This is a genomic window from Allobosea spartocytisi (assembly GCF_014764685.1).
Taxonomy (GTDB): Bacteria; Pseudomonadota; Alphaproteobacteria; order Rhizobiales; family Beijerinckiaceae; genus Allobosea; species Allobosea spartocytisi.
In genome coordinates this window covers 19,587-33,154 of sequence record NZ_JACXWY010000014.1, presented here as the reverse complement: position 1 = coordinate 33,154, position 13,568 = coordinate 19,587, and the positions used below count along the sequence as shown (strand labels likewise).

The window sequence follows — 13,568 nt, the reverse complement described above, 5'->3', positions numbered from 1 at the left end:
TGGAAACCTACTCCGCCGCCAGCCGCGTCGCGCGCCACTGCGCCAGCAAGGCGCGCAGCGCCGCCGGCTTCAGCGGCTTGTTCAGCAGATGGGCGTCGAGCGCGTTCGCCGCCTCGCGCACATGCGGCGTGCGGTCGGCGGTGAGCAGGATTGCCGGCATCGGCGTACGGGCATGGGCCCGCAGCGAGCTGATCGCGGTCAGCCCATTGCCATGGTCGAGGTGATAATCGGCGATCAGCACGTCCGGTTCGTTCTTGCCCCCGACATGCGGCAGCGCCTCTTCGAGCCCTGCCGCGATCGTCACCCGGCAGCCCCAGCCTTCGAGCAGGCGCTTCATGCCGTCGAGGATCGCCGGCTCGTTGTCGATCACCAGGAGCCGCATTCCGGCGAGCTGGCCGGCCGGGGACTGGCGCGGAGCCGCGCCGGTCGTCATCGCCGGCAGCGGCGCGGTGCGCGGCACCATGAGCGAGAAGCGCGTGCCGCGGCCGGGCACCGAATCGAGCGTCAGCCCATGGTCGAGCGCGCGGGCGATGCGCTGGACGATCGACAGGCCGAGCCCGAGGCCGCGCGCTACTCGCGCGCCCTGGTCGAGCCGCTGGAACTCGCGGAAGACGGTCTTCTGCTTGCTCTGGGGAATGCCGAGCCCGGTATCGATCACCTCGACCGCGACCTGGTTGCCGCGCCGCCGGCAGCCGATCAGCACCTTGCCGTTCGGCGTGTATTTGATCGCGTTGGAGATCAGGTTCTGCAGCAGGCGCCGGAGCAGGCGCCGGTCCGAGCGCACGGCGAGCCCGGTCGGCACGAAGACGAGCTTCAGCCCCTTCTCCTGCGCGCTGGGCTCGAATTCGCGCTGGAGCTGGCGCATCAGCTCGTCGAGGCGGAAGGCGGTGAGCTCGGGCTTGAGGGCGCCGCCGTCGAGCCGCGAGATTTCGAGCAGTGCGGTGAGGATCTCTTCCACCGCGTCGAGCGAGGCGTCGATGTTCTCGGCGAGGTCGGGCTGGCCGGCGGTACGATCCCGCTCGACCAGCGAGGTCGCGTAGAGGCGCGCAGCGTTGAGCGGCTGCAGGATGTCATGGCTCGCGGCCGCGAGAAAGCGCGTCTTGGAGAGGTTCGCGGCCTCGGCCTCGGCCTTGGCGCGCTGGAGCTCCGTGTTGACGTGGAGCAGCTCCTCGGTGCGCTCGGCGACGCGCCTTTCCAGGCTTTCATTGGCGCGTTCGAGCTTCTCCTCGCCGGCGACGGTCTCGGTGATGTCGGTATAGGTCGTGACGAAGCCGCCATCCGGCAGCGGGTTGGTGCGGACCTCGATCACCTTCTTCGAGGGGAAGAGCTTGAGGCGGACCGGCTCGCGGTCGTTGACGAAGCTTTCCAGCCGCGCCGCCATCAGGTCGTCCTGCGCGCCGTCGCCATAGGCGCCGCGTGCCGCGTTGAAGCGCACGATCTCGTCGAGCCCCGTGCCGAAGCGCACCAGCGAGGGCGGCAGGTCGTAGAGCTGGAGGAAAGCCTGGTTCCAGGCGAGCAGCCGAAGATCCCGGTCGAGCACCGTGATGCCCTGGCCGGCATGGTCGAGCCCGTGCTGGAGGATGTCGCGGTTGTACTGCAAGGCCGCCGAGGCATCGTCGAGCAGCTTGAAGGCGGCCTCGGTCGAGAGGTTGCGCTTCTTCAGCAGCAGCGACAGCACCAGCCGCGAGGAGGCTGCGCCGATCGCCGAGGAGAGCAGGTGCTCGCCGAAGCGCAGCAGGTGGATGTCGGCGTCGCGAGCGGGCTCAGGCGTTTCGCCGCGGCTGTGGTTGAAGCTTTCGAAGGCACCTTCCGTGCGCTCCCGGCCGAGATAGCGGGCGATGGTCGCCTGCAACTCGCCCTCGGTGACGCTGGTGCGCCAGAGCGAGAAGGTCTGCGCCATCGTCGCCCGGTCCGATTCGACGAAGGCGTTGGCCTGCAGACGCTCCATCGGATTGGCCGGCCTGAGCAGCGAGAAGCCGACATAGGAGAGGATGTTGAGCCCGAGGCTCCAGGCGACGCCGTGCGGCAGGGCCGGCATGCCGTCGAAGCCCAGCAGCGCTTCCGGCCGCAGCAGGTCGAGCCCGAGAAGGCCATGCGCGACGATCTCGCTCCACCAGCTCCCGGGAATGGCGAGGCTCGGCATCAGCAGCGTATAGGCCCAGACGGTCGTGCCGACGATGAGCCCCGCCGCCGCGCCCAGCGACGTGCCGCGCCGCCAGATCAACCCGCCGAAGAAGGCAGGCGCGATCTGCGCCGTCGCCGCGAAGGAGAGCAGGCCGATCGAGACCAGCGCCGCCTCGCCGGCGGCGCGGTAATAGGCATAGCCGAGCAGGATGACGAGGAAGATGCTCACCCGGCGGATGATCAGGATCTGTGAGCCGAGATCGCCGCCGGGATTGCCGTTGCCCGGCGTTTGCGGGCCGAGCGAAGCCTTCGCCTTCCTGGGCTCGCTGAGGGCCCGGCGGCCGCGCAGCAGCAGCGGCATGACGAGGTGGTTGGCGATCATGATCGCGATCGCGACCGAGGCGACGATCACCATCGCCGTCGCCGCCGAGAGCCCGCCGATGAAGACGAGAAGCGCGATCAGCCCGGCCTCGCGCTGGAGCGGCAGCAGCAGCACCGTCATGTCGCGATCGATGCCGCTGCCGGGCAGCAGGATCTCGCCGGCGGCCGCCAGGGGCAGGACGAACAGGTTGATCAGCACGAGATAGAGCGGGAACATCCAGGCCGCGCGGCGCACGTCCCGGGCATCGCGATTCTCGACGATGGTCATATGGAACTGGCGCGCCAGCAGCAGCGCGGCACAGCTCGACAGCAGCGTCAGCGTCAGGAAGCCCGGCCAGCTCGATGTCCGGTCCCAGATCGGCGGCATGTCGGGTGCTGGCTTTGCCGCCTGAGCGAGCAGGTCGCCCATGCCGTCGAACAGCCCGTAGACGATGAAGATGCCGAGCACGAGGAAGGCGATGAGCTTGACCACCGATTCGACCGCGATGGCGAGGACGAGGCCGTCCTGATGCTCCGTCGCATCGATATGGCGCGTGCCGAAGGCGCAGGCGAAGCCGGCCAGCACCACCGCGACGAGGAAGGCGATGTCGCTCAGAATCGGCACGTCATAGGCCGGGGCGTGTCCGCCGGTCGCGGCGAGGAACACGGAGAGCGAATTCGAGACCGCCTTGAGCTGCAGCGCGATATAGGGCAGGGCGCCGATCACGGCGACGAGGCAGACCAGCGCCGCCACGCGCTCGCTCTTGCCATAGCGCGCGCCGACGAAATCCGCGACCGAGGTGATATTCTGCGATTTGGCGATGCCGACGATGCGCGCGACGAAGCGATGGCCGAAGCCGATGACCAGGATGGGCCCGACATAGATGCCGAGAAAATCGAAGCCTGCGCGGTTGGCGAAGCCGACCGAGCCGTAGAACGTCCAGGAGGTGCAGTAGACGCCGAGCGCCAGCGCATAGATCGTCGAGCGCGCCCGCCCGGTCATCAGCCGCCGGCCGGATATGTCGGCGGTGTGGGCGACGGCGAAGAGCCCGCACAGATAGGCGAGCGCGACCAGTACGACGGACCAGGCTGGAATCACGATGCCATGTCCTGCGAGAGCGCCTGCAATCGGGGCCGAAAAGCTGCCGGCATGACCTTCCGTTTCAGGTTTCCCACCAGTCTAGCGATGTGTCTTCCGGCTTGCCACAGGTCATTTGTCCAAGTCGTCCCCCGAATATTTCGCGCAAACCGGGTCGAACGCGCCGAATATACCGCCTGCGGGCTTTTCCTGCCTGGGCTGCATGGTCTAGCCTGCGCCGGCCGATGGAAAAATCCGGGCGACTAAAGAAGGGGTGCAGCATGCTCGATGAATTCAAGAAATTCGCGCTGCGAGGCAATGTGATCGATCTCGCGATCGGTGTCGTCATCGGCGCCGCTTTCGGCAAGATCGTGGACTCCCTGGTCAACGACATCATCATGCCCTTTATCGGCGCATTGGGCGGTGTCGATTTCTCGAACTATTTCATCGGCCTCAACAGCGGCATCACCGCCACGACGCTGGCCGAAGCCAAGAAGCAGGGCGCGGTCCTCGCCTACGGCAACTTCATCACGGTCGCGGTCAACTTCATCATCATCGCCTTCGTGCTGTTCCTCGTCGTCAAGGGCATCAACACGCTCCAGCGCAAGCAGAAGGAAGAGCCGGCCGCGCCGCCTCCGAAGGCCGACGACGTCGTCCTGCTCACCGAGATCCGCGATCTGCTCAAGCAGAAGACGGTTTGATCGGCTGACGCCGCCGGTCGCGATTCATCACCGCGACCGATCGACCCGATCTCGCGATTTCATGCCCCGCCGCGCCGTCATCGGCTAAAGAAGGGCAGGACAAATCGCGAGGTCGAAGCCGATGAATTCCGCTCTCCCGACGGGCAGCACGCTGATCGCCGATCTGCGGCCGGAGGCGCGCGAGGCGCCCGAAAGCGGTATCGTCGAGGTGATGAATTACGGCCGCCTGCGGGAGGGGTTGATTCCGCTCTGGGTCGGCGAGGGTGATCTGCCGACTCCGGCCTTCATCCGGGACGCGGCGGCGCGCTCGCTCGCCGCCGGCGAGACCTTCTACACCTGGCAGCGCGGCATCCCGGAACTGCGCGAGGCGCTGGCCCGCTATCACGAGCGCCTGTATGGGCAGCCATTCTCGCCCGAGCGCTTCTTCGTCACCGGCTCCGGCATGCAGTCGCTCCAGATCGTGGTGCGCATGATCGCGGGGCCGGGCGACGAGCTCATCATCCCGACTCCGGCCTGGCCCAATTTCGTGGCCGCGACGAGCGTCGGCGGCGCCAGGCCCGTCTGCGTGCCGATGGAGTACGACCAGGGCCGGTTCACGCTCGATCTCGGCAAGCTCGAGGCCGCGATCACGCCGAAGACGCGCGGCATGCTGATCAACTCGCCCTCCAACCCCACCGGCTGGACGGCGACGAAGGCGGAGCAGGAGGCGCTGCTTGCCCTGTCGCGCAAGCACGGTATCTGGATCGTCGCCGACGAGATCTATGGCCGCTTCGTCTATGACGGCTCGGCGCGGGCGCCGTCCTTCCACGACATCATGGCGCCGGAGGACCGCGTCATCTTCGTCCAGACCTTCTCGAAGAACTGGGCGATGACCGGCTGGCGCATCGGTTGGATCGAGGCGCCGGAGGCCTTCGGCCAGGTGATCGAGAACCTGATCCAGTATTCGACCTCCGGCTCGCCGGTCTTCGTGCAGCGCGGTGCCGTTGCGGCGCTGGACGAGGGCGAGGATTTCATCGCCGGCCAGATCGCGCGCGCAGCCGAAGGACGCCGGATCGTCCATGAAGGGCTCAAGGCGACCAACCGCGTCTCGCTCGCGGCGCCGGTCGGGGCCTTCTACCAATTCTTCACTGTCGATGGCCGCGAGGATTCCCGCAAACTGGCGCTGGATCTCGTCGATACCGCCAATGTCGGGCTGGCGCCGGGCACAGCCTTCGGCCCCGGCGGCGAGAAGGGCCTGCGGCTCTGCTTCGCCCGCAACGCCGCCGATCTCACGGAGGCGGTAGCGCGGTTGCAGAAGGCGCTGATGGCGGCCTGACCGCCCGCCACGCAAGGCGGCCCTGCGCGGGCCGGCGGCCGGCGCGGTTGACCGTTGCGCCAGCGATGGTCATGAACGCCCGGCGTCGCCGATGCGGCACGCTTCGGGGCAGAATGAGACTGTTCGGCTACCCTTCCTCGCGATTTGCGCTCCTCGGACGCGAGGCGGTCGTCATCGCGATCGCGGCGCTCGGGGGCGCCCTGTTCGCGACGCTCGGCATGCCCGCCGCCTGGCTGTCGGGGTCGATGCTGCTCAGCACCATCGTGTCGCTGATTCGCCCGCTGCCGGCGCTTCGGCGCCCCTGGTTCGATTCGACGATGCTGTTCTCGGGCACGATTCTCGGCTCGGCCGCGACACCCGAGGCGCTGGCCGCGCTCGCGCGCTATCCGGCTTCGCTCGCGGTTCTGCTGGTCGGCGTCGCGGCGATCATGCTCGCGACCGGGGCTTATCTGCGCCATGTCGCGCGCTGGCCCTGGATCGACGCGCTTCTCGCCGCCGCGCCGGGCGCGCTCTCGACCGTTCTGGCGATCGCCCAGGCGAAGGGCGCCAATATCGGCCGCATCTCGGTCGTCCAGCTCTTCCGGCTGCTGGTCCTGGTCGCGTTCCTGCCGAGCCTGATGCAGGCGACCGGCACCTCGGCGGGCGCGCCGGCGCCGGTCCTGACGGCAGTCGGTCCCTCGACCATGCTGGGTCTGGTCATGGCCGGGTTGCTGCTGGGTCTCAGCTTCGAGCGCATCGGGCTTGCCGCGCCCTTGATGTTCGGAGCGACCTTCGCCAGCGCGATCCTCCATGGCAGCGGGCTCGTCGAAGGCAGCTTGCCGCAGCCGATCCAGATCGCGGTGCAGATCCTGCTCGGCTCGACCATGGGCGGGCGCATCGCCCATATCCCGCGCAAGGAGCTGCGCGGCCTGTTCCCGCTGGCGATCGGCGGCTTCGCCGTCTCGATGGGCGTCGCCTTCCTCTTTGCCTGGCCGGCGGCCTGGCTGGCTGATGTCCCCTATGCCAGCGGCATGGCCGCCTTCGCGCCGGGCGGGCTCGAGGCCATGGCGATGCTCGCCTTCGCCATGGGGCTCGACACGCTTTATGTCGGCGCCCACCATCTGGTGCGGTTCGTGGTGATCGGCCTCGCCATGCCGCTCGTGCTGATGCGGATCAAGGGCGAGAAGCCCGGCTCCTGAGTGCCGCCGCTCCGTTAGCGTTAACAGTTCATGACGATCTGAGCCCTTGATTGTGAAGTCGGCTCAAATCGGGATTCATCCGCTCCTGTTACGTCAGTTCATGCCGGAACCTGCCGGCGGGCTTCGGAACGCGGGGGCTTTCTCCATGGACATCGCAGTCAAGGCGCCGGCTGTCTGGCGCCGTCTCGCCAAGCCTGTCGCGATCATCGGCGCCGGCATCGCCGGGCTGACGGCGGCTTTCGATATCGAGCGGCGCGGCTTGCAGGCTGCGGTCTTCGAGACCGGCCGCGCGGTCGGCGGCATGGCTTCCTCCTTCAAGGATGCCGAAGGCTACACCTATGATTTCGGCGCGCATTTCGTCAGCAACCGGCTGGCGGACGCGCTCGGCGCGAGCGAGATCTCGCGAACCGTCGGTCACTACGGCGAGGCGGTCTCGCTCGGTGGGCGCAGCTACAGCTACCCCTTCGGGCTGGCGGCGTCGCCGCGCTACGCGGTCAGCGCCTTCGCGGCCCGGTTAAGCCCCGGTAAGGTCGAGAACGCCGCCGACTGGTTCCGAAACGCCTATGGCGAGGCGCTGGCGCAGGATGTCGCGATTCCGCTGGCGGAGGCCTGGTCCGGCGCTCCGGCGAGCGAGCTTTCTCCGGCCGTCGGACAGAAGCTCTCGGCCGGGGTGATGAAGACGCTCTATCTCAAGGCCGCCTCCCGCGTCACGGGTCGTGCGGTCTGCAACGGCTATTCGCACGAGATGCCGGAGAGCCCGCGCGTCTATCATGTCTATCCGGAAGGTGGCGTCTCGCGGCTGCTGGAGCCGACGATGAAGCAGGTCGGCCACCGCATCGAACTGGAAGCGCGCGTCGAGCGCGTCTTCGTCGAGCGCGGCCGCGTCGCCGCGATCCAGGTCAATGGCCGCGAGATCGGCGTTTCGGCGGCGATCAGCACGGCGCCCGTTCATGTCCTGCCGCGCCTCGTCGAGGGCACGGACCAGCTCGACGAGCTCGGCCAGTTCCGCTACCGGCCGATGATCTTCGTCAATCTGCGCTTCGAGGGCCGCAACCTGCTGCCCGACACGATGCTGTGGGTGCCGGACCGTTCGCAGCCCTTCTTCCGGGTGACGGAAGCTCCGGCCGCGATGCCCTGGCTTGCGCCGGAAGGGCGCACGCAACTGACCTTCGACATCGGCTGCGAGGTTGGCGACGCCCATTGGTCGATGTCGGACGAGGAACTCGCGACGCTCTGCCTTGAAGGGCTCTGCAGGATCTATCCGCATCTGCGGGCGCGCTATATCGGCGCCGGCGGGATGCTGAAGACGCCCTTCGCCTATCCGGTCTATCTCTCGCGCTACGAGCAGCGGCGGCAGGCCTTCGCGCGCGGCACCGGAGTCGCCGGGCTCTACAGCATCGGCCGCAACGGCGAGTTCGCCCATCTGCTGATGGAGGACATCTACTGGCGCACGCTGAAGCGCATGCAGCATGTGGCCGATTATGTCGGGCAGGACGTGTAGCGCCCTGCCGCGCTGATCCGCTTGGGATCAGGGTCGCCGCGCGCCGTTGGTGTGGGTCATCACCGAATAGAGCGAAGTCGTGCCGCAGATGAAGAGGCGGTTGAGCTTGGGGCCGCCCCAGCAGAGATTGGCGACGATTTCGGGAATCGCGACCTTGCCGATCAGCGTGCCGTCCGGGTGGTAGATGTGGACGCCGTCGGCGGCGCTGGTCCAGATCCGGCCCTCGACATCGAGGCGGAAGCCGTCGAACAGCCCATTCGTGCAGGTGGCGAAGACCTTCGAGGCGCCGAGCGTCTTGCCGTCGGCGCCGACCGCGAAGGCGCGGATATGGCGCGGGCCGTTCTCGGGATCGTGGCTGGCGCCGGTATCGGCGATGTAGAGGATGCTCTCGTCGGGCGAGAAGGCGAGGCCGTTGGGCTTGACGAAATCATCGGCGGCGATGGCGATTTCGCCGGTTTGCCCGTCGATCCGGTAGACATGGCAGGCGCCGATCTCGCTCGGCGACTTGTCACCCTCATAGTCGGTGAGGATGCCGTAATCGGGGTCGGTGAACCAGATCGAGCCGTCCGATTTCACGACGACGTCGTTGGGCGAGTTCAATCGCTTGCCGCCATAATGGCTCGCCAGCACGGTGACCCTGCCGTCATGCTCGGTGCGCGTCACCTGCCGCCCGCCATGCTCGCAGGTGACGAGCCGGCCCTGCGCGTCGACCGTGTTGCCGTTGGAATTGCGGGCGGGCTCGCGGAAGACGGCCGTCTGGCCGGAGAGGGCGTCGAAGCGCAGCATCCGGTTGTTGGGAATGTCGGACCAGACCAGCGTGTTGTGGGCGGGAAACCAGGCCGGCCCCTCCGACCAGCGCGCACCCGTCCAGAGCCGCTCGACCCGGGCCGAGCCGGGAACGATACGGTGGAAGCGCGGATCGAGAACCGAGACGCCTGTGCCTTCGAGCACGCCGAACATGAGTATCCTCCCAGAAGCCCTTTCCCGGAGCATCCCCCGGCGGCCTGGCCGCCGGCAATGCCCTATAGCGCAAGCCCCGCATCCCAATAGGGCGTGGCGCCGTAGAGTTCGGCGAGATAGTCGACGAAGGCGCGCACCTTCTGCTCCATGTGGCGGCGGCTCGGATAGACGGCATGGACCGCGACGCGAGAGCCCACCGCATAGGCCGGCAGGACCCGTTGCAGGGCGCCGGATTTCAGCTCCGGCCCGACATCCCAGGTCGAGCGCAGGGCGATGCCGACGCCGGCCAGCAGCGCCTCACGCACCACCTCGCTCGAATTGGTCCTGAGCGGACCGCCGACCCTCACCGAGACAGGACCTTCCGGCCCATCCAGCCGCCAATGGTCGGCATTGTGCGCGATCAGCGTATGCCGCGAGAGCGCGGCGATGTCGGTCGGCGTCCCGTGCGCTGCGAGATAGCCCGGCGTGGCGCAGAGCACGCGGTGGTTCGGGGCGAGCCGCTTCGCCACGAGGCTGGAATCCTGCAGATCGGCGATCCTAACCGCGAGGTCGAAGCCTTCTCCCACCACATCGACGAAGGCGTCGCTCAGCACGAGCTCGACGGTCACCAGCGGGTTGGCGTCGAGGAAGGCCTTGAGATGGGGGGCGATATGCATCCGGCCGAAAGAGGTGGGCGCCGAGACGCGTAAGGTGCCGCGCACCTGCCCCGCGCCGCTCGCGACCCAGGCCTCCGCCTCCTCGATCGAGGAGAGAATCGAGACGACGCGCTCGTAGAAGCCTTGCCCGGCCTCGGTCAAAGCGAGCTGCCGCGTCGTGCGCTGCAGCAGCCGCACCCCCAGCCGCTCCTCGAGGCGGCGGATGCGCTTCGAAATGACCGCGGGTGACAGATTGAGCTGCCGTCCCGCGGCTGACATGCTCTTCGCCGTGACGACATGGGCGAAGACGTCGAGATCGCCGAACCGATCCATGGCAAGCCCACCTTTTCCATTTTGGAAATAATGGCTGGCTTTCCACACGCGCTGCAAGTGGTCTTGAATTGGTCTAGTCTCCGGCGCAATCAGAGCCGTGTGTTTCGCGGGGCGAGGGGAGGGACAGATGAGCGCGATTGCCTTTCCGGAGCCGGATGCCGGCATTCTCGCCCGCCGCGAATCGATCATCGCCGGCCTGTCCCGGCTCGTTCCGCCGCAGGCCCTGATCACCAGCGACGACGAGCGGCGCCCCTATGAGACCGATGCGCTCACCGCCTATCGCCGCATGCCGCTGGCGGTCGTCCTGCCCTCGACGACGCAGGAGGTCGCGGCGGTCCTGCGCTATTGCCTGGAACAGGGCGTGCCGGTGGTCCCGCGCGGCTCCGGCACCTCGCTCGCCGGCGGGGCGATCCCGCAGGAGGACGCCGTGGTGATCGGCGTCTCGAAGATGAACCGCATCCTCGAGATCGACTATGCCAACCGGATCGCCAGGGTCGAAGCCGGCGTCACCAATCTCGCGGTGACCGGTGCAGTCTCGGCGGAGGGCTTCTTCTACGCGCCCGATCCGTCCTCGCAGCTCGCCTGCTCGATCGGCGGCAATATCGGCATGAACTCGGGCGGGGCGCATTGCCTGAAATACGGCGTCACCACCAACAACGTCCTCGGCGTCACCATGGTGATGCTCGACGGCAGCATCGTTGAAGTTGGCGGCGGCCATCTCGATTCCCCCGGCTACGATCTGCTCGGCCTGATCAACGGCTCGGAAGGCCAGCTCGGCATCGTCACCGAGGCGACGGTGCGCATTCTGCGCGCGGCGGAAGGAGCGCGTCCCGTGCTCTTCGGCTTCCCGACCAGCGAGCAGGCCGGCGCGGCTGTGGCCGCCATCATCGGCGCCGGCATCATCCCGGTCGCGATGGAGTTCATGGACAAGCCGGCGATCGAGATCTGCGAGGCCTTCGCCAAGGCCGGCTATCCGATGGATGTCGAGGCGCTGCTGATCATCGAGGTCGAGGGCTCGGATGCGGAGATGGACGCCCAGCTCGCCCGCATCGTCGCGATCGCCCGCGAGCACGGCGTCAAGACGGTGAAGGAGAGCCAGTCGGCCATGGAGTCGGCGGCGATCTGGAAGGGCCGCAAATCGGCCTTCGGCGCGACCGGCCGCATCGCGGATTACATCTGCATGGACGGCACGATCCCGACCGGCCAGCTCCCCTATGTGCTCAAGCGCATGGACGAGATCGTGAAAGCTTACGGCCTGCGCGTCGCCAATGTCTTCCACGCCGGTGACGGCAATCTCCACCCGCTGATCCTGTACAACTGCAACGATCCCGTAGAGGCGCAGAAGGCGGAGGATGCCGGCATGGACATCCTCAAGCTTTGCGTCGAGGTCGGCGGCTGCCTCACCGGCGAGCATGGCGTCGGCATCGAGAAGCGCGATCTGATGACCTTCCAGTTCACCGAAACTGACCTCGCCCAGCAGATGCGGGTGAGGGCGGTGTTCGATGCCGGGTGGCTGCTCAACCCGGCCAAGGTGTTCCCGCTGGAAGGCAGGGTCGCGGCGTGACCATCCACACCCCCACCACCGAGGCGCAGGCCTGCGCCGTCGTGAAATCCGTGGTCGACAACAACGTGCCGCTGATCCTGCGCGGCGGCGGCACGCGTGCCGGCCTCGGCCGGCCCGCCCAGGCTGCGAGCACGCTTTCCAGCGCCGGCCTCACCGGCATAACCCTCTACGAACCGGCCGAGATGGTCATCGCCGCCCGCGCCGGCACGCCGCTGCAGATCGTGCAGGAAACCCTGACCGAGCGCGGCCAGATGCTGCCCTTCGAGCCGATGGACCATCGCGCCCTCTTTGGCAGCGAGGGCGAGCCGACGATCGGCGCGGTCGCCGCCTGCAATGTCTCGGGCCCGCGCCGGATCAACGCCGGCGCCGCGCGTGATTCCCTGATCGGCGTCAGGCTGGTCAATGGCCGCGGCGAGATGATCAAGTCCGGCGGGCGGGTGATGAAGAACGTCACCGGTCTCGATCTGGTTAAACTGCTGAGCGGCAGCCACGGCACGCTCGGCTTTCTGACCGAAGTGACCTTCCGCGTGCTGCCGCGGCCGGAGCGCATCGCGACGCTGCAATGGCGCGGCCTCTCCGACGAAGTGGGAGTTGCGCTGCTGGCGAAAGCGCTGGGCTCGCCCTTCGAGCCGATGGCGGCGGCGCATCTCCCGGCCCGGATCGCTGGCGAGGAGGCGCTGACCCTGCTGCGTCTGGAGAATTTTTCGGACTCGATCGATTACCGTGCCGCTGAACTCGCGCTGCTGCTCGGCGACTATGGCACGCCCGATCGGCTGGAAGGAACAGCCCCGACCGAGCTCTGGGTCGACATCCGCGATGCGGCCTTCTTCGCCGGGAGCGATGACGCGGTCTGGCGGCTCTCGCTCGCCCCGACCAACGGCCCGAAGGCCGCCGCTGCGATTGCGCGGATGATCCCGGCTGCACGCTGCTTCTACGACTGGGGCGGCGGACTGGTTTGGCTCGCGGTTCCCGCCTATGGCGATGCCGGCGCCGCCGCGATCCGCACCGCGTTGAAGCCGCTCGGCGGCCATGCCACGCTGGTCCGGGCGCCGGATGCGATCCGCGCCGCCGTCGACGTGTTCCAGCCGCTGGCCGAGCCGCTGATGCGGGTGACGGCCGGCATCAAGAAAAGCTTCGATCCCGCCGGCATCTTCGAGCCCGGCCGGATGTATGCGGGGATATGATGGCGCTCGCCGAACCGGTTTCCAGCGAATTTGCCGCGCCGCGCCCGAGCTGGGCGCCGGGGCGTCTCGGCCCTCTTGCAATCGCCGGGCTGGCGCTGCTGCTGGTGGCGGCGGCCGCCGTGATCCTGTTGGCCATGGGCCGCGAACCGATCTGCAAATGCGGCTATGTGAAGTTCTGGCAGGGGCAGGTTTTCTCCTCCGAGAACTCCCAGCACATCGCCGACTGGTACACCTTCTCGCACATCATCCACGGCTTCCTGTTCTATGGCCTGTTCTGGCTGGTGCGCCGCATCACCGGCCTGCCGATCTCCTTCGGGCTGGCGCTGCTGCTCGCCATCATCATCGAAGGCGCCTGGGAGATCACCGAGAACTCGCCGGCCGTGATCGAGCATTATCGCTCGGCGACGATCTCGCTCGACTATTACGGCGACAGCGTCCTGAACTCGGTCAGCGACATCCTCTCGATGGTGCTGGGCTTTCTCGTCGCGCGGCTCGCGCCGGTCTGGCTGACGGTGACCAGCGCATTGGCGATGGAGCTCATCGTCGGCTGGCTGATCCGCGATAACCTCACCCTCAACGTCATCATGCTGCTCTGGCCGATGGACTGGATCAAAGCCTGGCAGGGCGGAGCCTGA

Annotated in this window: 10 protein-coding genes; 7 read left to right on the top strand and 3 right to left on the bottom strand. The window is 67.7% G+C overall.

Annotated elements, in window-relative coordinates; genetic code table 11:
• Window positions 1–7: 7 nt before the first annotated feature.
• Window positions 8–3,583 carry a hybrid sensor histidine kinase/response regulator gene (locus IED13_RS19650; RefSeq protein WP_191125186.1) on the bottom strand — a complete coding sequence of 1,192 codons (3,576 nt, stop codon included), beginning with the start codon at window positions 3,581–3,583 and terminating at the stop codon, window positions 8–10.
• Window positions 3,584–3,843: 260 nt separating this feature from the next.
• Between IED13_RS19650 and mscL the strand changes: the two genes are divergently transcribed.
• From mscL to IED13_RS19630, 4 genes are all read left to right on the top strand, one after another.
• The gene (mscL, locus tag IED13_RS19645; protein ID WP_038361203.1) at window positions 3,844–4,263 is read left to right on the top strand and encodes a large conductance mechanosensitive channel protein MscL; all 420 of its coding nucleotides are present in this window, start codon (window positions 3,844–3,846) and stop codon (window positions 4,261–4,263) included.
• Between the two features lie 121 nt (window positions 4,264–4,384).
• The gene (locus tag IED13_RS19640; RefSeq protein WP_191125185.1) at window positions 4,385–5,578 is read left to right on the top strand and encodes a pyridoxal phosphate-dependent aminotransferase; all 1,194 of its coding nucleotides are present in this window, start codon (window positions 4,385–4,387) and stop codon (window positions 5,576–5,578) included.
• A 113-nt stretch (window positions 5,579–5,691) separates the two neighbouring features.
• On the top strand, window positions 5,692–6,756 hold the full coding sequence (locus tag IED13_RS19635) for an AbrB family transcriptional regulator (protein ID WP_162720089.1): 1,065 nt from the start codon (window positions 5,692–5,694) through the stop codon (window positions 6,754–6,756).
• A gap of 145 nt (window positions 6,757–6,901) precedes the next feature.
• Window positions 6,902–8,257: a protoporphyrinogen/coproporphyrinogen oxidase gene (locus IED13_RS19630; RefSeq protein WP_112763346.1), complete on the top strand. Its 1,356-nt coding sequence runs from the start codon at window positions 6,902–6,904 to the stop codon at window positions 8,255–8,257.
• 27 nt (window positions 8,258–8,284) lie between these two features.
• On the opposite strand, the gene IED13_RS19625 is transcribed toward IED13_RS19630, so the two are convergent.
• Window positions 8,285–9,217: an SMP-30/gluconolactonase/LRE family protein gene (locus IED13_RS19625; RefSeq protein ID WP_113253394.1), complete on the bottom strand. Its 933-nt coding sequence runs from the start codon at window positions 9,215–9,217 to the stop codon at window positions 8,285–8,287.
• Between the two features lie 62 nt (window positions 9,218–9,279).
• Window positions 9,280–10,185, bottom strand: coding sequence for a LysR family transcriptional regulator (locus IED13_RS19620; RefSeq protein WP_191125184.1), 906 nt, complete (start codon window positions 10,183–10,185; stop codon window positions 9,280–9,282).
• 127 nt (window positions 10,186–10,312) lie between these two features.
• Here IED13_RS19620 and IED13_RS19615 point away from each other — a divergent pair, with 127 nt between their 5' ends.
• From IED13_RS19615 to IED13_RS19605, 3 genes are read left to right on the top strand one after another with little or no spacing between them, the layout of a single operon-like run.
• Window positions 10,313–11,749, top strand: coding sequence for an FAD-binding oxidoreductase (locus IED13_RS19615; protein WP_112763348.1), 1,437 nt, complete (start codon window positions 10,313–10,315; stop codon window positions 11,747–11,749).
• A complete protein-coding gene (locus IED13_RS19610) occupies window positions 11,746–12,933 on the top strand; it encodes an FAD-binding protein (RefSeq protein WP_191125183.1) in 1,188 nt (395 codons plus the stop codon). Before IED13_RS19615 ends, IED13_RS19610 begins: the two co-directional genes overlap by 4 nt.
• On the top strand, window positions 12,933–13,568 hold the full coding sequence (locus IED13_RS19605; RefSeq protein WP_191125182.1) for a DUF2585 domain-containing protein: 636 nt from the start codon (window positions 12,933–12,935) through the stop codon (window positions 13,566–13,568). Before IED13_RS19610 ends, IED13_RS19605 begins: the two co-directional genes overlap by 1 nt.

Coding starts and splice junctions, on each gene's coding strand:
- IED13_RS19635 (WP_162720089.1), top strand. CDS start 5,692: ATGAGACTGTTCGGCTACCCTTCCTCGCGATTTGCGCTCCTCGGACGC.
- IED13_RS19630 (WP_112763346.1), top strand. CDS start 6,902: ATGGACATCGCAGTCAAGGCGCCGGCTGTCTGGCGCCGTCTCGCCAAG.
- IED13_RS19620 (WP_191125184.1), bottom strand. CDS start 10,185: ATGGATCGGTTCGGCGATCTCGACGTCTTCGCCCATGTCGTCACGGCG.
- IED13_RS19640 (WP_191125185.1), top strand. CDS start 4,385: ATGAATTCCGCTCTCCCGACGGGCAGCACGCTGATCGCCGATCTGCGG.
- IED13_RS19605 (WP_191125182.1), top strand. CDS start 12,933: ATGGCGCTCGCCGAACCGGTTTCCAGCGAATTTGCCGCGCCGCGCCCG.
- IED13_RS19625 (WP_113253394.1), bottom strand. CDS start 9,217: ATGTTCGGCGTGCTCGAAGGCACAGGCGTCTCGGTTCTCGATCCGCGC.
- IED13_RS19615 (WP_112763348.1), top strand. CDS start 10,313: ATGAGCGCGATTGCCTTTCCGGAGCCGGATGCCGGCATTCTCGCCCGC.
- mscL (WP_038361203.1), top strand. CDS start 3,844: ATGCTCGATGAATTCAAGAAATTCGCGCTGCGAGGCAATGTGATCGAT.